The 20,394-nt window shown below is 58.7% G+C and carries 10 protein-coding genes, 9 pseudogenes and 1 other annotated feature; of the genes and pseudogenes, 13 read left to right on the top strand and 6 right to left on the bottom strand.

The features are described from left to right. Nucleotides 1-38: 38 nt before the first annotated feature. From istA to A7X65_RS40830, 10 genes and pseudogenes are all read left to right on the top strand, one after another. Nucleotides 39-1,342, top strand: a pseudogene (istA, locus tag A7X65_RS43880) (IS21 family transposase). Continuing rightward, entirely contained in the window at nucleotides 1,342-1,548 is a 207-nt protein-coding gene (locus A7X65_RS42060) for a hypothetical protein (RefSeq protein ID WP_245323838.1), read from the top strand. Before istA ends, A7X65_RS42060 begins: the two are co-directional and overlap by 1 nt. Nucleotides 1,549-1,638: 90 nt before the next feature. Further along, nucleotides 1,639-1,842 carry a cold-shock protein gene (locus A7X65_RS25995; RefSeq protein ID WP_063690500.1) on the top strand — a complete coding sequence of 68 codons (204 nt, stop codon included), beginning with the start codon at nucleotides 1,639-1,641 and terminating at the stop codon, nucleotides 1,840-1,842. A gap of 311 nt (nucleotides 1,843-2,153) precedes the next feature. Beyond that, nucleotides 2,154-3,222 (top strand): annotated as a pseudogene (locus A7X65_RS25990) (IS5 family transposase). Between the two features lie 963 nt (nucleotides 3,223-4,185). After that, on the top strand, nucleotides 4,186-4,821 hold the full coding sequence (locus A7X65_RS40840) for a NodA family N-acyltransferase (protein ID WP_082885049.1): 636 nt from the start codon (nucleotides 4,186-4,188) through the stop codon (nucleotides 4,819-4,821). Between the two features lie 136 nt (nucleotides 4,822-4,957). Next, on the top strand, nucleotides 4,958-5,380 hold the full coding sequence (locus A7X65_RS25980) for a hypothetical protein (RefSeq protein WP_145665458.1): 423 nt from the start codon (nucleotides 4,958-4,960) through the stop codon (nucleotides 5,378-5,380). Between the two features lie 151 nt (nucleotides 5,381-5,531). Continuing rightward, nucleotides 5,532-5,837 (top strand): hypothetical protein, encoded by a 306-nt coding sequence (locus tag A7X65_RS25975; RefSeq protein WP_063690492.1) that lies wholly within the window; start codon nucleotides 5,532-5,534, stop codon nucleotides 5,835-5,837. Nucleotides 5,838-6,508: 671 nt separating this feature from the next. Beyond that, on the top strand, nucleotides 6,509-7,423 hold the full coding sequence (locus tag A7X65_RS25970) for a class I SAM-dependent methyltransferase (protein WP_063690490.1): 915 nt from the start codon (nucleotides 6,509-6,511) through the stop codon (nucleotides 7,421-7,423). Beyond that, nucleotides 7,405-7,657 (top strand): annotated as a pseudogene (locus A7X65_RS40835) (IS3 family transposase); the annotation flags it as partial. The gene A7X65_RS25970 and the pseudogene A7X65_RS40835, both read left to right, overlap by 19 nt. Nucleotides 7,658-8,447: 790 nt before the next feature. Beyond that, nucleotides 8,448-9,487, top strand: a pseudogene (locus tag A7X65_RS40830) (IS3 family transposase); the annotation flags it as partial. Next, nucleotides 8,732-8,844, top strand: a sequence feature (AL1L pseudoknot). It overlaps the preceding pseudogene by 113 nt. A gap of 588 nt (nucleotides 9,488-10,075) precedes the next feature. Here A7X65_RS40830 and A7X65_RS25955 read toward each other — a convergent pair. From A7X65_RS25955 to A7X65_RS43295, 3 pseudogenes are all read right to left on the bottom strand, one after another. After that, a pseudogene (locus tag A7X65_RS25955) lies at nucleotides 10,076-10,495 on the bottom strand (transposase); the annotation flags it as partial. Continuing rightward, a pseudogene (locus A7X65_RS42785) lies at nucleotides 10,496-10,709 on the bottom strand (transposase); the annotation flags it as partial. It lies immediately after the preceding pseudogene. Between the two features lie 161 nt (nucleotides 10,710-10,870). Beyond that, a pseudogene (locus tag A7X65_RS43295) lies at nucleotides 10,871-11,022 on the bottom strand (IS3 family transposase); the annotation flags it as partial. On the opposite strand from A7X65_RS43295, the gene A7X65_RS43875 reads away from it, so the two are divergent. Then, on the top strand, nucleotides 11,012-11,425 hold the full coding sequence (locus A7X65_RS43875) for a transposase (RefSeq protein WP_145665455.1): 414 nt from the start codon (nucleotides 11,012-11,014) through the stop codon (nucleotides 11,423-11,425). The pseudogene A7X65_RS43295 and the gene A7X65_RS43875 overlap by 11 nt on opposite strands. Here the strand turns inward: A7X65_RS43875 and A7X65_RS42775 are convergent. Next, nucleotides 11,362-11,514 (bottom strand): hypothetical protein, encoded by a 153-nt coding sequence (locus A7X65_RS42775; protein WP_167358273.1) that lies wholly within the window; start codon nucleotides 11,512-11,514, stop codon nucleotides 11,362-11,364. The two genes, A7X65_RS43875 and A7X65_RS42775, sit on opposite strands and share 64 nt — an antisense overlap. Nucleotides 11,515-12,110: 596 nt before the next feature. Between A7X65_RS42775 and A7X65_RS25945 the strand changes: the two genes are divergently transcribed. Further along, nucleotides 12,111-13,490 (top strand): aspartate aminotransferase family protein, encoded by a 1,380-nt coding sequence (locus tag A7X65_RS25945; protein WP_063690482.1) that lies wholly within the window; start codon nucleotides 12,111-12,113, stop codon nucleotides 13,488-13,490. Between the two features lie 2,264 nt (nucleotides 13,491-15,754). After that, nucleotides 15,755-17,190, top strand: a pseudogene (locus A7X65_RS25935) (ISNCY family transposase). Between the two features lie 956 nt (nucleotides 17,191-18,146). Here the strand turns inward: A7X65_RS25935 and A7X65_RS25930 are convergent. Beyond that, nucleotides 18,147-18,722: a hypothetical protein gene (locus A7X65_RS25930; protein WP_245323835.1), complete on the bottom strand. Its 576-nt coding sequence runs from the start codon at nucleotides 18,720-18,722 to the stop codon at nucleotides 18,147-18,149. 467 nt (nucleotides 18,723-19,189) lie between these two features. Beyond that, nucleotides 19,190-19,327: pseudogene (locus A7X65_RS43280) on the bottom strand (IS5/IS1182 family transposase); the annotation flags it as partial. Between the last annotated feature and the right edge of the window lie 1,067 nt (nucleotides 19,328-20,394).

The following is a 20,394-nucleotide window of genomic DNA, read 5'->3' as shown; positions in this document are numbered from 1 at the left end:
AAAACTGCCCCCTCCTTGGATAGTCGAGGAGAGAGTGAATGAAAGAGGAAGGAATCGCGGAAAGCTCGTCGTGGATTGATCCACGGGGGCAGGTGATGAAGACGCTGGATGACGTGGCGGAGATGTTGCGCCTGAGTGCGAGCGGGCGGGGTCTAAAGCGGATTGCGCGCTGGGCTGCAGTCATCACACGGTGAAAGACTACGTGGCGGCGGGCGGGGTAAAGCCGTTCAAGTCCCCTGAGCGGGCGAAGCGGCTCGACGGCCTTGAAGGTTGGCTGCGCGAGCGGTTCATCCGGCATCGGGGCAATGCGGATGTGGTGCGCCAGGACCTGTTGGCAGAGAAAGACGTGGCGGTCAGCCGGCGAACCCTACAACGGCCGTGCAGCCGTGTCGCCAGGCGTTAGAGGCCGAAGCGCTGGCGACGACGCGGTTCGAGACGCCGCTGAGCCGGCAGCTGCAGATCGACTTCGGCGAGCGTCTGGTCGAGATCGGCGGGGCCAAGATCAAAGCATTCGTGTTCGTGGCGACGCTCGGACATTCGCGGCGGCTACATGTGCGTGCGTTCCGGGCTGAGAAGCAGGAGCACAGGTTTGCGGGGCTTGAGAGCGCGTTCACGACCTTCGTCGGCGTGCCGGAGGAAGTGGTGATGGACAATCCACGCGCGCTGGTGGTGCGCCACGACGCCGTGAGCCGGTCGGTCCAATTTAACGACAAGCTTATCGCGTTCGCGAAGCATTGGGGCTTCCGTCCTCGCGCCTGCGCGCCCTATCGGGCGCGGACGAAGGGCAAGACGGAGAATGGCGTCGGTTACGTGAAGAAGAACGCGATCGCGGGGCATTCCTTCGCGAGCTGGGAAGCATTCGAGGCGCATCTGGCTTAACGGGAGCGTGAGGTGGCGAACGTGCGTATCCACGGCACGACCGGCGAGGCGCCGATTGCTCGCTTTGCGCGTGACGAGGCACACCGGTTGAAGCCGCTTAGCGGGCAACCGTCGTTCGGATCGTTGCGTGAACTGACCCGCGTCGTCGGCCATGATTTGCGCCGTCGAGATCAACACGAACAGCTACTCAGTGCCGTGGCGCCTGATTGGCGAACGCGTGGCGGTAACGATCGTGGCTGGTGAAGTGCGGATCCGCCATGGATTGACCAAGTTGCGATCCACAAGCAATCGGATGGACGCCGGCTGCGGATCATCGACACCGCTCATCTCGATGGTGTTGCTGGTCGCAATGGCGCGGTCCGCCGGGCTTAGATCGCGCCGGCGGTGCCGGGCGTCGTCCTCACCGCCGTCGTTGTTGCGCCCTCTTGCCGAATACGAAGCCGTGGTCGGAGGAAGCTTCTGATGGCGCGGGCAAAGAAGATAATGGAAGCAACGACCGATCCGCTCGATGCCATGCTGGCGTCCGCTATGCCATGCTGGCGCGACTGCAGCTCTCCGGTATCCGCGATCAGCTCGACAGCCTGCTCGACGAGGCGGCGCGCGAACCTGTCGACGCGTGAGACGCTGATCCTGCTGTGCGAGCGCGAGATCGCACGTTCAGCGTTCTAGCCAGGATGTAGCGTTGGTGCGGGCGCCTGCAAGCCATTCTTTTGTCTGAGTCGCGCACTACTTTTCACTTTTGAAAAATGAAGAAGTTAGGTGGCAATTGGGACAGTGAAGTGGTTCAACCCGACAAAGGGCTACGGGTTCATTCAACCGGATTCGGGGGGCAATGACGTCTTTGTCCACATCTCCGCGGTTGAGAAGGCTGGTTTTACTTCGCTCGCAGAGGGCGCAAAAGTCAGCTTCGACATCGTGAAAGATCGCGGAAAAGACTCGGCGGAAAATCTACGAATCGAGTGATGCGCCAGCCATAGTGTTGCTCAACAGAAAGGCCGCAGTGGTACGCCGCTGCGTCCGGCCGAGCAGATCGATCGAATTCGGCCGATGGATAAGGCGCTGTTGTTCGCGTGGGCGTGCGCTCTAATCCTCTTGGTACTGTTCGTCGCGCTGTACCTTCCTTGGTAGTAAGTTGCCGATGGCGACTCGCGCCCGCGCTGCCTGCGAACCAAGACTGATTGCCGCGTCACCGCCCTATCCCGGTTGCTGAAGAACCCCGCGCCAGGGAAGGGCTTGATAATTCACTTTATCATCTCGAATCGGCGGAGACGATCATGCGCGGCAGGTATGCGGATCAGGGCGGTCTGTTTTCGTACATCGCGCCGGATGAGCGTGTGCCAACGAACCATCCGCTGCGGAAGGTGCGGGAACTTGTCCGAGATGTTTTGAGTGATCTGAACCGCAGCCTTGGGAGGCTTTACGCCAGCGAGGGACGTCCTTCGATCCCTCCGGAGCAATGCTGAGCGCCTTGCTGCTGCAGGTGTTCTACGGCATCCGCTCGGAGCGCCAGTTGATGGAGCAGTTGGATTACAATCATTTGTACCGCTGGTTCGTGGGGCTGTCGCCGGACGATCCGGTCTGGGACCCGACCACCTTCACCAAGAACCGCGAGCGGCTGCAGAACGGCGATGTGTTCACCAAGTTCATGACCAGGCTTCTGAACCATCCTCAGGTCAAGCCGCTATTGTCGGACGAGCACTTCTCGGTGGACGGAACGCTGATCGAAGCCTGGGCTTCACAGAAGAGCTTTCGTCCCAAGGACGGCAGCGGCGACGATGATGACGGCGCCAATTTCCATGGCCAGAAGCGCAAGAACGACACCCATGCGAGCACCAGCGACCCGGACAGCAGGCTTTATCGCAAGGCGGCCGGACGGGAGGCCAAGCTCTGCTAAATGGGCCACGCCTGGCATGGGCTGGCGGTGGCCGGCAGGTCACGCATGCCAATGGCACCGCCGAACGCCGGGCTTAGGAGACCATGCTGAAGGCGAGACGCAAAGCCGCAGGCCGCCGCATCACGGCCGGTGAGGACAAGGCGTACGATACGGCCGATCACGTCGCCAATCTCCGCACCCGGCATGACGCCGCATGTGACACAGAACCAGGCCGTCACCAAAACCGGCAGGAACCGCAACAGCGCCATCGACCAACGAACCACGCGGCATCCCGGGTACGGCATGTTGCAGTCGCGCCGGGCGATGGTCGAATGCATTTTCGGATGGGGCAAACAGCATGGCACCATGCGCAAGACCAACACCGGGGCCTCGCTCGCGTCGCCGCCGACTTCCAGCTCAATCTGATCGCCTATAACCTGATCCGCATTCCCAAACTGCTTGCCGCCTAGCCACCACGCGTCAGAGGGCACCCAACACCAGGCCCGAAAACTACATTCAACTCCACACCTGGCCCTAACAAAGACCGCCGAGATTACCAAAACTCTCCATTTCAAGGGTGCATGCCATATTAAAGTGCCCGGCCTACAAATGTTCGAGCTGGCTCGACGGCAAGGCGCTGTCGCAACCACGATCTATCGGCGGGAGAGCAAGCTCTATAGGGGGATGTCAAGGCTTACGAGGATGGCGCGCCGGTCTGGAACGCGCCCGTCGTCCACCCAACCGGCTTTCCGCGGCGCATGCCGGCCGTGGTGCAGCTTATCGACGCAATCGCGGGCTGCGGCATGCTCACGTAGTCAAAGCTGACGGCAAAAATCAATCATGTCAGCTATCATGGGAGCATCGACAACCTCTCACCTGTTGATGTCTACTTCGGCAGGGCCGAAGCGATCCTTGCAGAACGCAAACGCATCAAGCTTGTCACGGTCGCAAACCGCCGCTTGCAGCATCAGCTGTAGGCCGCCCAAACTCTAACCGTGATGAGCCAGCGCCTCCCTTCTCGAAAAGCCCGATAAGTTCAAATTATTTGACGACGGACACGTTAGATCACGGTTTAAACCATCGTATAGCCGCTACATACCTTTCAATGGAGAGCGTCTACACCGATATGGTTGGGTAATGCACATTGATTCGATAGCTTGCGTGCTACGCAGGGCCTGCGCGGAGCATGGACTTTAACGAGCAATGAACAAACGGGGATGCAGGACAGTACACAGACCGTCTGTAGCACGGCCAAAAGCGACTGGCCCGGAAACGTTAGCGGCACTTAGTTGTAACACACCCAAAATCGCGGGCGCCCGCAAAGGCGTGCGTTCCTACGGGGCGCAGCCTGAGCGCCGTCAACAAAACAACCTTATTCCCACTCGCTGACGACACCATCGAACGGCACCGTCACCGGGCTCGTCGTTCACCTGATGCGTGCCTCAGGAACGCAGCAAAAAGCAGGAGACTCTTTCATGCGCCCTCGGCTCCAATGGAGGACGTGCTGGGAAAACGACTTACAATTATCAGACCACGTCGAAATCTCTGAGTTCTTTCAAAGGGCCTACGGGCGGACCGGGGCTTTTAACGCAATACCCTTTGAAGGTAATCGAAGCTGGGCTGGTGCGCGACCTGAGCTGCGCGTAGTTGGCTACGATGATCGTGGCGTGGCGGCTCATATCGGCGCACTGCGCCGGTTCATCAAGGTCGACGAGATCGATCTGTTGGTAGCTGAACTTGGATTGTACGCGGTACGTCCAGATCTCGAGGGACTCGGAATCAGTCATGCTATGCGCGTGATGTATCCGGTGCTGCGGGAGCTTGGTGTTCCCTTCGGGTTCGGCACGGTTCGACACGAACTCAAAGAGCATATCTCAAGGCTACTCGGCCGGCCGGGGTTGGCGACAATTGTTTCGGGGGTTCGCGTGCGGTCCACTCTCCCCGATCTCTATGACAACTTGCCGCCAACTCGCGTCGATGATGCGCTGCTCGTGGTCTTCCCTATTGCGCGATCCATGAGCGAGTGGCCTGCGGGCACAATCATCGAGCGTAACGGGCCAGAGCTGTGAAAGCGCCAATTGCCTCTCCGAAGCAGCACCTTATGTGCGCCAGCGCTTCGGCCTAGCCGCTTGCCTTGATCAATGGCGAAGCTTGCGCAGGGCTTGACGGTGTCTCGGCCGCTCCAGTGCCCCACAAACCACCCGCGTGGCTTCAGCCAGGACGATCTGGCGCTGGTCTCTATCATGGCAGCGCGCACGCTGCTTCGTCATCGAAGTGCATAGCGGGACCGGCTACTCCACGGTTGTTGGCTTCGACGACATCCACTTCGTCGCGCGGCTCGGCTCGTTTCTCATGATCTCCGCGCAAGCCGAGTGTGTCGTCGCCGAAGTGGTTGGCCTGCCAGTTCCGGGACGGCCCGGTGGCGGCGATGGTCAGATCGACAAGACAAACTTGGCCAAATTCCTGGACGTCGTTCCCGTCGGCATGCTGCGGCTGCGCCCAGTGACAAGTTTCGTTTTGGAGTCTCAGTCGTCCCATCGCTCCTTTCAGACGCGCAGTATGTTCTCGATAACGAGCTCGATCGCAATCTACGACACCGAAGCCGATGCGGTGCAGTCATGGGCATAATGAATCTGATTGCATTCCCCCCGACGCCACTCGCTTGGACTCTCGCGTTCGGCCAGTCAGTCATCTTTGAGGACTACGAAGTCAACGTTCGTATCGGCGACTTCTTCGGAGATCATGTCGCCGTGCTCGGCAACACGAGCAGCGGAAAGTCTTGCGCAGTCCAATCCATCTTCAGGCGATCTTCAGGAAGTCGGAAGAACGTCACGCGCCCGGCGCGACATTCTTAGTCCTCGACGTGAATGGCGAATTCCGCACCGCGTTCGAGAAACTACCGAGTATCGCCGATATCGGCGTGGAGCGTGTCATCCTCGACGGCAGCGCTGCAGCTGATAAATTTCGTGTGTCGCACTGGTTCCTTGACCTTGCCGAATTGAAATTGCTTCTTCAGGCGCTGCGCGCGTACCCGATTTCCATTCTGCGGATGGCGCTGGGACTGACCACGTTGTTGGGCCGGTAGGCGGCACTCAGCTCGACATCTTTTGCAACCAGATCTTGGCGACCGGTATCACCTAGATATTCGGAGACGAAAACCAACTTGGTGCGAGGAAAGCTCGGATCCGCAGGATTCTTCAGCGATTCCAAACGCGGAGGTCAACGCCACCAAGCTCTGCCGTAGATCAGCGGTTAGCTATGGCGATATGCCGCTCTGAAATACCCTTGCTGGCTCAGACGGGGTGCGCGCTAGGTCACGGCTTTAAACCATCGTATAGCCTCTACATACCCTTCAATGGAGAGCGTCTACTCCGATATGGTTGGGCAAATGCACGTTCATTCGATAGCTTGCGTGCTGCGCAGGACTGCGCGGAGCACGGACTTTAACGAGCAATGAACAGACGAATTACAGAATGACACACAGACCGCCTGTAGCACAGCAGAAAGCGACTGGCTCGGAAACGCTAACGGCACTTTACTGTAGCACACCCGAAATCGACCCGCAAGACATGCTCCCTACGCGGCGCAGCCTGAGCGCCGTCAACAGAATAGCTCCGAATGCGACCGGCTCGGAAAGAAGGTGAAGGACGCGATCCTGATGAATCTCTCATCGGCTTTCGGCGTTCGGTTCGTCAAACAGTCTCCAGCGGTTCAGCAAAAAGCTTAAGTATACTGAAATGGAAGGTTTTATAACGCATGGCGACGCAAGCCGAAATCTCCTATCATTACGACGTAGATAACGATTTCTACGCAGTCTTCCTAGACAAGGATCACATGGCCTATAGCTGTGGCGTCTGGGATGGTGCGCTTGACCTTGAGCATGCGCAAAAGCAAAAGTTGGCTCGAATTGCTTCGTTTGCCCGGGTGAAAGCTTTGGACCGGGTCATGGATGTCGGGTGTGGATGGGGTGGCTTGATTCGCTACGCATTGGATGAACTTGGCGCCGCTTCAGCGGTCGGGCTTACTTTAAGCAACGATCAGTTCGCCTATATCTCCGGACGAAGTAGAGAGACTATCCGTGTGGAGCTTTGCTCATGGGCCGACTATCCCGCACCAACGGAGAAATTTGACGCAGTGATGTCGGTAGGCGCGTTTGAGCATTTTGCGTCGATGGAAGATCGCGCAGAAAATGTTCATCGCGACATCTATAGGAAGTTCTTTCAGTGGTGCTCGGCTATTTCGATGGACCAGGCCAGTCTTGGCCTGCAGACGATCATCTCCACGCGGCCTCCGCGCGATTTGAGCGAGGTGCGCGATGTACGGTTTCTGCTTGAAGATGTGTTCAGGGGGTCGGCGCTTCCGTACATTGATGACGTCTTGGAGGCAAGCAATGGGATTTACGAGGTCATGGAGCTACGGCGGATCGGTAAAGACTACTCTAGAACGCTTTCGGAATGGAAAGCTCGCCTCATCAAGAGTCGGGCAAAGGTTATCGATCGATATGGCGAGTCGTTGTTCTATCACTATGAGCGTTATTTCGATTCGTCAGAGCGCGTTTTCAACTCGGGACTTGCAGATCTGCTGCAGGTATCCCTGCGTAAAAAAGCACAGATATCCAACAAGCTGGCTAGGCCGACGAATGGACGCCGACCATGGCGAGCGAAGTGGTGACGCCCGCGGCCAAGCGGAAAGCTGTTGCGCATCTCATGGATCCCCTCGGGATGAGAACGGCGGGCGTGTAAAGCCATCGGCTGTTGCCGCATGACCATCAGATACCAGACGACCCGGGCGGATGACGCCGTGCCTCGCCATCGCATGCGGGCGGTCGCCGAGGTGCGCTGTCGCTTCGGCTATCGGCGCCTGCATGTTCTGCTCAAGCGGGAGGGCTATCTGATCAACCACAAGGCGTAATCGCAGGCGCGAGGCTGAGGCAGAATGTTCTCCTCAGTGCAAACGAAGAGCATGTAATGAGCCTTTAGACGTATCGCAGAAGGAGACGGAGAATTGTGTGATCGAGGCATGGAAACCGGGCCGCTGGCGATCTGGCTTTGGCATGGGCTGCGCGCTCTCGACGTTCCAATCGACTGCATCCACGCGCGCCATGTCGCGGCAGCTCCCTCGCTACAAGTTAACAATACGGGTGAACGATGCATTTAGGATCGCGCACGTGGTGCGCTCCGGTTGGTATCGACCCGGCGCCATCAAGAGCCTGCAGAGCTGTCGTATCCGAGCTCTGCTCTCAGCCAGGAGCGAACTCCTCGCAATTCGTACGACGCTTTACAATCAAATACTTGGTCTATTGAAGACCTTCGGTGTGGTGCTCGCACCAGGTAAGGGTGGAACGTTCGAGCGCGCAGTGCTCACGCGATGTCCAGCGGACCCTTGATCCGAAGCTCCATTGACGCGCGCTGCTTGAGGCTTGGCGTGTTGCGGGAGAGCCCAGGCAAAGGCTCGATTCGCAGCTTCTACCTCTCGCGCGCACCCATGATGCCTGCCAGACGGATGATCTGACTCTAATCGGCGGCCACCATCACCTCGCGGTAGCGGGCAGCATGGGTAAAAGACTGTTCTGGCGAGATACCGGCGAGCCTGTGAGTCTTGATCTCTTCTTCAAGCATCATGGAGATTCCCAACGTCATGGAAGTTGAACCGCGCCGGGTTTGCCGGAGGCTCCGACTCCTGAGAGGATGGAGCCATGACAAGCAAGACGACGAACAAGTTTTCACCCGAGGTCCGGGCCCGTGCGGTTCGGATGGTTCTGGATCACGCCAGTGAGCACCCGTCGCGCTGGCCGGTAGTGACATCTATTGCGGCCAAGATCGGCTACACGCCGCAGACGCTGCATGACTGGGTCAGGAAGGCCGAGATCGACAGCGGCCAGCGGGCCGGCGCTCCGACCGACATGGCCGAGAGGCTGAAGGCCCTCGAACGGGAGAACCGCGAGCTTCGGCAGGCCAACGAGATCCTGCGCAAGGCAAGCGCGTACTTTGCGATGGCAGAGCTCGACCTCCGGTCCAAGCCATGATCGCCTTCATCGACGATCATCGTGGGGCGCATGGGGTCGAGCCTGCAAGGTCTTGCCGATCGCCCCCTCGACCTACCAGGCCCATGTCGCCTAGCGGCGCGATCCGGCTAGGCTGTCGGCCCGCGCGAGGCAGGATGCAGCCCTGAAGAACGAGGTTCGGCGAGTGTTCGATCAGAACTTCTCCGTCTATGGCGTGTGCAAGGTCTGGCGCCAGCTCAAGCGCGAAGGCTTCGATGTTGCCCGTTGCACAGTGCCGGCTGATGCGTGACTTGGGCCTGCAAGGGGTCGTCCGTGGCAGGCCCGTCAAAACCACGGCCAGCGACAAGGCCGCGCCATGCCCGCTGGATCACGTCAACCGCCAGTTCAAGGCGACGAGGCCGAACGTCCTGTGGCTCTCCGACTTCACCTATGTCGCGACCTGGACCGGCTTCGTTTGCGTCGCCTTCGTCATCGACGCCTAAGCCCGCAGGATCTTGGGCTGGCGGCCTTCGCGTACGGCGAACGCAGGCTTCGTGCTCGATGCGTTGGAGCAGGCCCTGCATGATCGACGGCCGGTACACCGCGGCGCGCTCGTGCACCACGGCGACAGGGGCAGCCAAGACGTCTCGGTCAAATACACCGAACGCCTGGCCGAAGCCGGCGTGGAGCCTTCGGTCGGCTGTGTCGGAGATTCCTATGACAACGCCCTCGCCGAAACCATCACAGCGATTGCCGCTACCGCTGAAACTATCGCATCCCGGGTTCAATATACCTGTCGCGCCGCGGAAGGGCCGCCGAAGGAGGCCGATATTCCAGCAACATCGGTCAGCGAGTGGGATAGGGAGAAAGGGAGGTATTTGGCTTCCCGCGATGCTCACCGAGCGCTCGAAGGATTTGTAAATGGGCAGCTCTTGGAGGGGGCACCTCTGTCATGGAGGACACATGGCCGGATTTGGTCGGTTCGAGCTGGAGTTCACAGATTGGCCGGAAGCCACTCAACCGAAGCGAGTTGGCGTCGCCGCCGGTAGCGAAGTCAGTCGCCACAACTGGCCGCGGCAATGCGCCGCTGATCCCGTTCGCCAGCGTCGTGACTTCCGCGAAATAGCGGTCCACCGCGCTTCGGGCGCTCGCCGTTCCGGGGTGACGGAAACTCAGACAGATTCCTTCGTGTGACAGGCTTACCCACACGTATACCTCGTGCGGGTCGGCACTGTGTCTTATCAAAATCTCGTCCGCCGTCGTGCCAACGCTCCATCCGCCCCGGTCAGCCACTGTATTGACGCGCGACCGCTGACGCTTTGCTCCGCTTAGAGCCTGACTCAAAATCGCGTTGCTGTTTTTATCGCTGCGATGCGCCTTGTCATGACTTGGACAGAGGCGAGGAAGAGCCAGGCAGTTGCGCTTTCGATGGTTAGCTCGAAGTCCTTGGCCAATCCGCGATTGCGGCCGAGCCGACGAAGTTCGTTTGACCACCCAGCGGCGCGGAAGCACCTCAGAGCCCGTGCGGCATCGGAGCGCTTGATGATCTCGACAGTCCACCGGCCGATCTTTTCCAGCACCGCCTCGAGCTTTTCGCCGGCATAGCTGCTATCGCGAAGATGTGGCAGCCAGGGGAAGCGGTAGCGAATGCTGCACAGGACGTCTGGCGCGCCGTCGCGATCCTGGACGTCGGCAGCGTGAACGATCGCTCCGACCAGGAGCCCTTGGATGTCGGTGACGATGTGGCGCTTTCGACCCTTGTAAATGTGCTTGAGCAGCATAGCCCGATCATGAAGCGGGTCTCGATGCCGGCCTGCCGTTCTTGCTGTAGAGCGGAGCGATCTCGCAGTCCATCCAATGCCAGTCGACCTTGCCGGCGAGCAGAACCAGTTCGTGCTTCATGTTGATGATCTGGTCCAGTCGTGCCCGGAACAGGTCATTTGATCCCGTGGTCTTGTGCTTCTTCGGCCGCATCGCCTCTCCGATGCGCCACTAAATCGGGGCGCGCAGCAAAAGGAAGTCCACAAATCAATTTGCTGGGTTTGGAACTGGGCGCGGGACACCAAGCTTGTCCAGCGTTGTTTGGCCGAGAGATGCGATTGCTAGACCAGCTGGATGATCTCGGCCATCTCTACGGCCTCAAGGAACTCCTTGGACCAGCCGTCAATGCCCTCGCGGCGGCACAGCTCAGAGATGTTCTCCTCGGCGCGCAATCCGTATCCAACGCGATGCGGATCTTCTCTTGCGCAGAATAGCGCCGGAGGGTCCACCGCCGAATGTCTTCCAGTACCTATTCTGCCGTCGCTTTGCTCGGTCGGGATTTCTGGTTCATCTTCGCTCCTGGTGGCCACGATGAACCAGAATTCCTCCCTCGCAGAATCTTTCAATTTGTCTCACTGGGTGACCCGCGTCGGCGCGTTCGAACTTCGCATTCTCCAGAGAAAGCAGTTACTCCAGGAATCCTGGAGCCGCGCCGGATAGCCGAGTTAGCGCTCACCGCGGTGGCGCAGGAAACGTATATGCAGGGCGCCTCTACCCGCTCGGTGGACGGGATGATGCTGGCCATAGGCATGACCGACATCCCCGAGAGCCAGGTGAGCCGGCTGCCGGCAAGAGTGGTGGCGTGTCATCTCCCGCCTTCAATCGCCCCCTCGCTCGCCCAGAACGATGTCGGAGCTGCAACCGCGTAGCGGCGGAAGGTGGCCGGTTCGCTGCGTCCCAACTCGAACCGGCGGTGATTCCTGCGCACGATCTCGCCCTCGCACAGCAAGATCAGCATCTCACGCACCGGACATGTTGCTGAAGGGCTGTTGACTAAGCTACAAGCTTTGGCAGGCGACGAACTCAACGAGTTAAGGTATCTTGCCAAGAGGTCGGGCGCGCATTCCGCGTAATGCCGGGACATCGACCAGATCAAGGAGATCACAGATGGCCTAATTAGTCCCAATCAGAGCGGCTCATGCCTATAGTATTGCTCGTCACACGGAATTGGCTTGGAGCCCAGCCAGTCCGGGACGACCATCGCGGCGACGTTGACGGCCAGCGGAACATAACGGGCTCGAATACACAATCCACGTTACGACGACCGAGTCGCTACGGCCTGAACGCCGTCGGCAGCTTGTTGAAGGCTCCCGTCTGCGACCACCACGTCCCGGAGATTTGGCGCATTGTCGTGCTTCGATATCGTTCGCTCTCTGTAATCACTTCCAGACCGTGCGTCTCCAGTTAGCCTGTGGTCAGGCATAGGCCCAAGCCACCTCCCTTGAGAGATGGTCAACCAAAGCTCAAGGCCCAGCGAAGCGGGAAACGGCTCGGCGCTTCTCCAAATGATGCTCCAGTTCTATCCAATTCTGAACCGATGATGTGACACCGACCATGCTGCCCAATTCTCAACAGGCCCGAGATGTGGCCTATCAGCTTCACGCCTATACCAACGCGCGGTCGCACCAACGGGCCGGGCCGCTCGTAATTGAACGCGGCGAGGGCCCGTACGTCTTCGACACGGAAGGAAAGCGCTACCTCGATGCGATGGCCGGTCTCTGGAGTGCTGGTCTCGGCTTCAGCGAAAAGCGGCTTATCGAAGCCGCACATCGCCAGATGCAACTCCTGCCATTCTATCATACCTTCGCATCACGATCGAATGGGCCCTGCATCGCGCTCGCTGAGAAGCTAGTGAAGATGTCTCCGGTTCCGATGAGTAAGGTCTTCTTCACAAACTCCGGCTCGGAAGCGAACGATACGGTGTTGAAGCTGATTGCCTATCGGGCGAATGCATTGGGCCAGCCTCAGCGCAAGAAGGTCATCAGCCGGTTGCGTGGCTATCATGGCGTCACGATCGGAGCGGCAAGCCTGACCGGATTTCCCGATAACCATCGCTCTTTCGATCTGCCGCTGCCTAACATTATGCACACGGGCTCCCCTCATTTCTACAAAGACAGCCGTGCGGGCGAATCGGAGGAGGCCTTTGCGACACGTCGGGCTGAGGAGCTCGAGTCGCTGATTCAGCACGAAGGCGCGGATACCATTGCGGCATTCTTCGGTGAACCCGTAATGGGTGCCGGGGGCGTCATCGTTCCGCCGCCGACTTACTGGGACAAAATTCAAAGAGTACTAAAAAAGCATAGCATCCTTTTGGTGGCCGATGAGGTGATTTGCGGTTTTGGCCGGACCGGAAAAATGTTCGGTTGCGAAACCTACAACATCGCGCCCGATGTACTCGTAGTTTCGAAGCAGCTTACGTCGAGCTATTTTCCGCTATCCGCAATCATAATGAATGACTATATGTTCGAACCAATCGCGGACGAGAGCAATAGGGTTGGACTGCTGGCCCATGGCTTCACGGGCGGCGGTCACCCGGTCGGAGCCGCCGTTGCGCTCGAAAACTTAAAACTCATCGAGGAGCGGGGCCTGGTTGCGAATGTTGACCGCATCGGAACCTACATGCAGGAACGGCTGCGCACGCTCGTTGATCATCCACTCGTTGGGGAGGTCCGCGGCGTTGGCCTTATTGCGGCAATCGAGCTGGTGCTGGGCAAGAAACAAAAAGTCGCCGCTACTAGTCCGGGCGACGTTGGCAGCATCGCAAGCCGCTTGCTGCACGAGCGAGGCATCATCGTGCGGAATGTAGACGATGCATTGTCGATGTGCCCACCTCTGATCGTCACCAAGGAGCAAATCGACGAACTCATCGACGGGATCACGGGCATGCTTCACGATCTTAAGTCGACTGTGGTTAATTCTTTCGAGCCTCACTAGCGTTCACCCAACTTCGCGTAGTGCGCCCCAAGCCCGATTGCCTGGAGAGATTACACAGCGCAATTTTCAGAAGGAAAACGGCACCGTCAAGTTTACCAATTGGAACCGCCGAGAGGCAGATGACTGTGCATGCCGATCGTCTGGAGCCCCTCTTCCTCGCTGGAAGTGACGGCGACGCCGTTTGGTTGTGTTCAGTTCCCTTAAGCTTGCGCATGGTGAGGAAGTCTGGCGGCGCGTGGCCATTGGCGTGAAATAAAGCGTCCGCCAGTGGGAGGGCGGAAACTTGGCAAGCGTTTTTCGATCCGAGATCCGACAGCGTGCTCCCGCTCGCGGGCGAACAACATTGGCTCTCGGCCCTCGACCAGAAAGTTTTCGTTCTCGACGTCGTGGTCCAACGCCGAAGAGACTCGCGCGCTGCGCAACGGTTCATGAAAGCGCGCTTGAAGTCCGTCGACACGCCGTCGAGCATGATGATCAGGGACAAGTGTTTCCACTGTTGCTGGTGTTTGGTCCCGGCATTTTTTGGAGCGGATTAAATTTCAATCGTTCTGGCTGGGATGTCCAGCCTTTGCAGATGCGTTCGGAGGGCGTGAGGCCCTTTAGTCTACTCGTCGTAAATTTCGATGGCTACTGTGACTTGAGATTGCTCTGATGCAACAGGACATCGAGATAGTGTAGCGACGAGAGCTGCGCTCAATCTTCGTCGGACGGTCACAATTGAATTTGGAACGTGCCGTTCAGACCGCAATGGCAGATCCCCTCGGCCAATAAGTTTAGGGAACGGTAGCTTCCTTGAGACTTTTTATGGAGGCTGTTGCTGAGGGGGAAATCGTTTCTGCTCCGAGACCAGGAATCCATAAAGGGGGATGCACAGCGTTGCTGTGATGGTGGAATGAGCCGGCAATTGCACTTGATCATTTGCGCTGGGCCTGTGCGGTGGGCTTGCCGTGCGGCGGGGTCCTATGGACGCCGGCCTTCGTCTTGAAGGTGATGTTCTTGGGGGCTCCGGCTTTGCGCCGACGTACACGGTCCGTCACCCACTCCCTTGGTAGAATATAGCGAAGAGCCGATAGGGGTGCGATACGCGGGTGAAGCACTACCCTGCATGCGGAACTTCGGGCGCAATCGAGGTTCGGTCGCGCCTTTCCGAACTGCAGTCGCTTCGATAACCAGACTACGATCGGCGAAACGTTGCCAATCCGAAAATCCAGCTTTAAGTGTCGCTCGGATCTCATCACGCGCCTTGCGATGTGGTGGGCGGTTGCCCCGACAGAAGGTGTGACGTGAACAAGCCGCAGGATGCGCTGCTTTCCGAGTTACAAAGGCGAGAGATCCGGCTCCTCCGGCGGCTGAACCGAGGTCGACAATAATGTTGCCGAAAAAGCTAGCGATTTCAGCGCGATATGACGGAAGGGGTGTTTTACTTGCGGAGCCGCACAATGTTGGCGGAGGGCGGCCGCTCATGCAATGCCTAGTTGCAGTGGCGGCAGCGGAGCGAGGGCCGGAGCTTTCAGATGGACGTGGCGGGCTTTCGGCGGACCCGGACCGCGGTCACGGCGATGATCGAGCGGGGCGAGCATGCGGCAATTAACCTGCGATGGTCGGCGACAGCTGGACCGGACCGCTGAACAGGTCATCTGGCAATTCCAGGCGTGGCAGGTCTCTGGCGATGGCTCTACAGCAGATGACCCGCGCGCGGATTCTACCGTCCGATCCGTGACCCGGCAGATTGAGAGCGGTGGCGCTGGGGAACGGATCAAGCTGATTTGATGCTTCCGACCTCGCACTCGAGGTGCCGCCGACCGCCCTCGAGTTGTCGAAGGCCGTCGCCTATCGGCCTTCGGCGGCGCTGCCGCCTTAGAGCCAATCTACCGCCGATAGATCTATTTTGTCCATGAAGAACACTCTATTGTCTAAGAAGAACTAAATTGTCTCCTGACAGATCGCCTCGTTCACCATGCCACCACCGTCGAGATGAACTTCGAAAGCTATCGCAGGTGTACCGCGCTCGAACGCAAACGTGGCCTTGGACGACCGCCATCGCACGCGACACCCAAAACCTTTCCGGATCGACGCTCCGCGACAATCAGAGCCAACAAAGCTCTTGCGCGTGACAGTCGTCGCGGCAATCATCACCACGCCGCGACACTGACTCGCCATCCTCATTGTTGCGCGCTCCCGCATTGTCTCTCTAGTTGTTACTGGATGCTGAGCTGTTGCCTCACGTAAATTGCTCCCTTGGATTGGGAACGAGCGGGGGCAAAATTGGGTGGCAAAGCATGGCGACGCGCAAGGAACTGACGCCGGCGGCAGGCGCGCGGTATCGGGCGTCGGATCGCGCGAAGAAGGCTCGGATATTGGAGGAGCTCGTCGGCATTACGGGACTGCATCGCAAGCATGCGATGCGGCTTCTTCGAGGTCAGCGCGCTCAGGCCGGCGAGCGCGACGCCGGGTCTATAATGAGGCAGAACACAACGCGCTCGTGCTCCTTTGGGAGGCGTCAGACCGGATTTGCGGGAAGCGGCTGAAGGCGTTGATGCCTGCGCTGATTGAGGCAATGGAACGGCAGGGCCATCTCGGCCTTGCCCCCGAGATCCGCGATAAACTGCTGGCAATGAGAGCTGCGACGATCGACCGCGCATTGGCGCGGGTCCGAGAAGCATTAGGTCGCAAGCGTTGGCGGCACACGACGCACTCGTTGCGTCGCAGTATTCCAATACGGACGTCGGCAGATTGGAACGATCCGGCGCCGGGGTGCGTCGAGGCGGACCTCGTAGCGCATAACGGTCCATCGGCGTGCGGCAGCTTCATCCAGACCCTCGTGCTGACCGACATTGCTATTGGCTGGACGGAGTGCGTTCCTCTGATCCTGCGCGAACAAACGCTGTTGAGCACGGTATTGTCGGAATTGCGCAAACAATTGCCCTTTGCGCTGGCCGGCCTCGATACGGACAATGACACCGTGTTCATGAATCAGACGCTGAAAGCCTACTGCGGTGCGGCCAGCATCGTCTTCACGCGTTGCGGGCCCTACCGGAAGAACGACCAGGCATTCGTCGAGCAGAAGAACGGCGCCGTCGTGCGCAGGATGGTCGGCTATCGTCGGTTCGAGGGCCTGGAAGCGGCCAAGCTGCTGGCTAAGCACTATCGATCGGCGCGGTTGTTCGTGAACTTCTTCCAACCCCCATTCAAACTGATGACCAAGCAGCGCGACGGTGCTCGTGTGCGCAAGACATACAGCGCGCCGGCAACGCCACACCAGCGCTTAGTCGCCGACGCCCGCACGCCCGACGCGGTTCGCCACCATCTCGAAGAAATCTTTGCCGCTCTCGATCCGGTCGGTTGTTGCGCGACATTCGCGGCGCGCAGGAACGCCTCGCGGGCTCGCGGATACCCAGTCAATTGCCCATCCTGCTGGCCGACGGATCGGCCAATCGTTAAAGCGAAAAGAGGCCGCGCCGTCCTGACCCGCTCATCCGGGCGACGCTAGTTTTGCGAAAATGGTTTGAAGCGGAGCCATGGCGGACTGGTAGCGAATTTTTCTCACGGTTGCAGGCGGAATACTCTGGAGACTATCCGAACAAGCTTCTGAACGCTTCAACGTCGGCTGAAATCCTGGCGCAGCGAGTAAGCGAACGCGTCGCTATCCGCTCCCACGGAGAAAACACTGCTGGGGCATGAGGTCACAACAACCCAATGAGGTAGCAGACGCCAGCGGAGGAGGTCGGGCTAAACCCCGGCCATCTCCGCAGCAGGCCTGCTCCTCAATCCACGCGGGGAGCAAAAGAAATGAGGCAACCGATTACACTCGGGAGCATCGCCATATGCGGCAATACGGCTCCCCACCCAGATTGTCGCGCTCTACGCTTCTTCCACTCCGAATGCCTGAGGTCGCCCGGCCAAGCTTTGTCCGGTGACCCAGTCTATTTCAGCCAGCAGTAGAAAGTAGAGGCGGCGTGATGCCCGCCCACAGGCAGCTGTCAACGTATTCATCATGACCGGCGATGATCTCAACGATGCATCCACGTGACGGCAAGCTGATATCGGTGTAACGATGGGGTCCGCGGCACCGATGGGGCGCGGGAGGTCGCGCCATGGTTCTGCTCGACGAGGCATTTCCGCTCGTGGTGACTCAGATCGTGAGTATAGGAGCAGCCCAATCATGAAGTGGTCTCCATCCCTGCCGCCGGTCTCGCTGTAGGGCGGCGGGGCGCGGGCGCAAGAACCAGCTCGTGCTTCATGATGATGATCTTGGTCCAGCGTGCCCCGGAACAGATCCTTCGATCGCGTCATCCTGTGCTTCTTGTTGCATCGTTCCCGAAGTTCACAGACGAATTTTCACCTTTTGGAGGGCCTCAACCTCCGAATGCTGCAATCTCAAAGGTCCCTGAAGCCGAGAAACGGCCCCCCAAGCACTCGGAATCTTGTTCTCGGCAGCGAATTAAGACCTGTCAGAAGGGTGGGCCTGACGAGAATAGGAAGCTGAGCAGAAGCAGCGCGGACGACTCGGCGCTGAAAGGCTCGGGGGATGTTAACGAAACGGCGCTGTCCCTACCGCTCGTGCTGCTTTCCTTGCTGTGGGGCTACCTTCATTAACAGACATGACGATGGTCCGACCCGATGCCAGCCAATGGAGGATACTCGGCTGAGTAACTTTCAGGTCGGGACGCTTATCGTCCAATCAGTGAGAGCCTCAAGTGTCAGGCGAGTCGAAGCCAGTTCATTCCAGGATCTCGCCACCTCATGCCATCTCTCTTGTCGTGCGGGCAAAAGCTGAAGCATCCTTTGCGCCTTGCGTGCAGCCGAGAAATTCCCGACACACTTAGCCTCTTCTAAAGTTTTGTGCAGCTTCGCTTCGATTGTCTTCCATCCGCAGCCGGTAGTTCTACTCTCGACGAAGTAATCGATGGTGATACGGAAGGTCAGAGCGCGGTTTGCGGCGGCTTGGGATTCCAATTCGGGTTCGTTCAACCATTGACGAAGAGCTTCGAGCTGCTCAGGCACGCTAAGCGATGGATCGTCGCCATCCTCGAATATCAAGAATGAGCCGAATGACGCGATATCGAGCTGCAGGTCCAGATCTTGCGCTTCTAGCCAGCTGACGATTGCTTCTGTTGCTTCTCTTGGCGACATCACTTTGGCCTTCCTTAAGACCTTGTTGCGCTTAATGTCGCTGACTGGGTAGTGCCAGCGTGCGCAGAGATTCCGCCCGAAGAACGTCGCACTGGTCACCTACTAGAATCTGTAGGCCTCCGGGCCTACGTCGCCCGCGACGGCCCCGAATTTCAAACAAGGTCGCTTTTGCAATAGTGGCAGCCGACATCGTAGAAGGCGGGCAGAGGACCACGATCGTTGACCAGGCAATCGACCGCCGGCAGTATTTGTCGATCGCCCCCCTCTCATCCCAGCCTTCGTGCATTAGCACCTCGGAGGTTGGTCTGTTTGGGCGAGACATTGAGTTTCCGAAGCTCAGCCGCAAGGCCGTCGGGGGAGGCTTCGGTTGCCAGGACCTGACGCAGGATCTCGCAACGCTCGGTCCGCCAGCGTCTATGTCGTGCGGCGCGATCTTTAGTTCGCGATTAGGTCGCGGTCCAGATTGCGGACGTGGAGTTTCCGGCGACCGAAATGCCTAATCGATTCGCGGAGAGCAAATATGACGTGCGACTATGCCGAACGAGGGGGAATAGAAGCTGTTGAGGACCAGCAGCGAGGTTAGCGACGTTTTTGAGCATGATGCATACGAAGGCGATGAGGTTAAGGTCGGCGAGGGTCTGCGCGCATCGCTCGTAGTCTTTGATCAGCCTTCGGAAGCGTGTGCCCCACGCGAAGAATCGCTCGGAGCGACAGCGCCAGTACTGGGCACGGGTCGATCATATTTCCCGTGTCCATGCGCGCTGCCCCTACTGTCTTGCATTGGGACGGTAACGGCCACGTCAGATGTCCTATCCTACCGCCAACACATCCACATGGAACCATAACGTCGTTATAAATCCTGGCCCCTTCAATGCGTCGCAGAATGGCTTCTTTACCGGCGACCCTAATGCCGTGCCCGATGTTCAAGCGTTCATCCAGTACACGCGCTAGCGCGCGGCTGTAGGGGAGCAAGCGCCAAGAGGCGTGCACCACATTGAAGTGCTCGGCAATCCCCGGTTGGAATTCCACCCCAATGAAGTGGCCTTGTCGCCAGATGAGACGACAGGGGTGGGTGGTGCGAAACTCGTCGAAGGAAAGCGAAGACTCGGTCGGCAGAATCGTGAGCCCATTAAGCTGAATGCCGACGCCCCTAACGGAGAGATCGCGTAGGGCTCGGAGGTGATGTGGCGCGGAATTGAGAGAAGAACATCTCGCCACACCGACCGCCTTTCAATCGTCCGCTGGGAACAACGCTTTTGCCTCCCATTGGTGAACCCTCTCTTCCCAGAGTCTTGAGCTCCCACTGGCACTGCAGACTCACGCTCTCTCCGCTCTTCCCACGGTTCCGGAATGCAATTATCGCCGCGATAGTTATATTAGATCTATCGTCAGGTTGAAGAAATTTCGGATAACTACCATTCGTGGCGCGGCTGCTATCCCCGGTTCGGTTTGCGGTGCTCCTGCTATTATCCAGGACGAGAGGGGGGCGTCGGCGCGGGACAGAACCTCTTGGCGTTGAGGAGCCCGGCTACGGCGCCTCTACGCTGACTTTGGCGTTCCCCCATCAGTTTCCTGCGAGGGACCGAATAGCCGTGAATGCGCCGATCACCACGAGGGCTGTCACGGCGATTGAAAACAGGAGTCGGATAACGGTAGCTCTGGTCACATGCTCAAGTTCCGCTAGAGCCCCTTATTCGAGTTGGTGAAACGGGGACGATAGATAATGGTTGCGTGGTTGGGCGACTGGGCGCCGAGGATCATGAGATGCAAT

The sequence above is a fragment of the Bradyrhizobium stylosanthis genome, assembly GCF_001641335.1.
Lineage (GTDB): Bacteria > Pseudomonadota > Alphaproteobacteria > Rhizobiales > Xanthobacteraceae > Bradyrhizobium > Bradyrhizobium stylosanthis.
The sequence above is the reverse complement of the archived record's forward strand: the minus strand, read 5'-3'. Positions and strand labels throughout refer to the sequence as shown.

What these genes read in the sequence shown, in the direction of transcription:
- A7X65_RS40840 (WP_082885049.1), top strand. Translation starts at nt 4,186, where the DNA reads ATGCGTGCCTCAGGAACGCAGCAAAAAGCAGGAGACTCTTTCATGCGC.
- A7X65_RS43875 (WP_145665455.1), top strand. Translation starts at nt 11,012, where the DNA reads ATGTCTTCCAGTACCTATTCTGCCGTCGCTTTGCTCGGTCGGGATTTC.
- A7X65_RS42775 (WP_167358273.1), bottom strand. Translation starts at nt 11,514, where the DNA reads ATGCTGATCTTGCTGTGCGAGGGCGAGATCGTGCGCAGGAATCACCGC.
- A7X65_RS25970 (WP_063690490.1), top strand. Translation starts at nt 6,509, where the DNA reads ATGGCGACGCAAGCCGAAATCTCCTATCATTACGACGTAGATAACGAT.
- A7X65_RS42060 (WP_245323838.1), top strand. Translation starts at nt 1,342, where the DNA reads ATGGCGCGGGCAAAGAAGATAATGGAAGCAACGACCGATCCGCTCGAT.
- A7X65_RS25945 (WP_063690482.1), top strand. Translation starts at nt 12,111, where the DNA reads ATGCTGCCCAATTCTCAACAGGCCCGAGATGTGGCCTATCAGCTTCAC.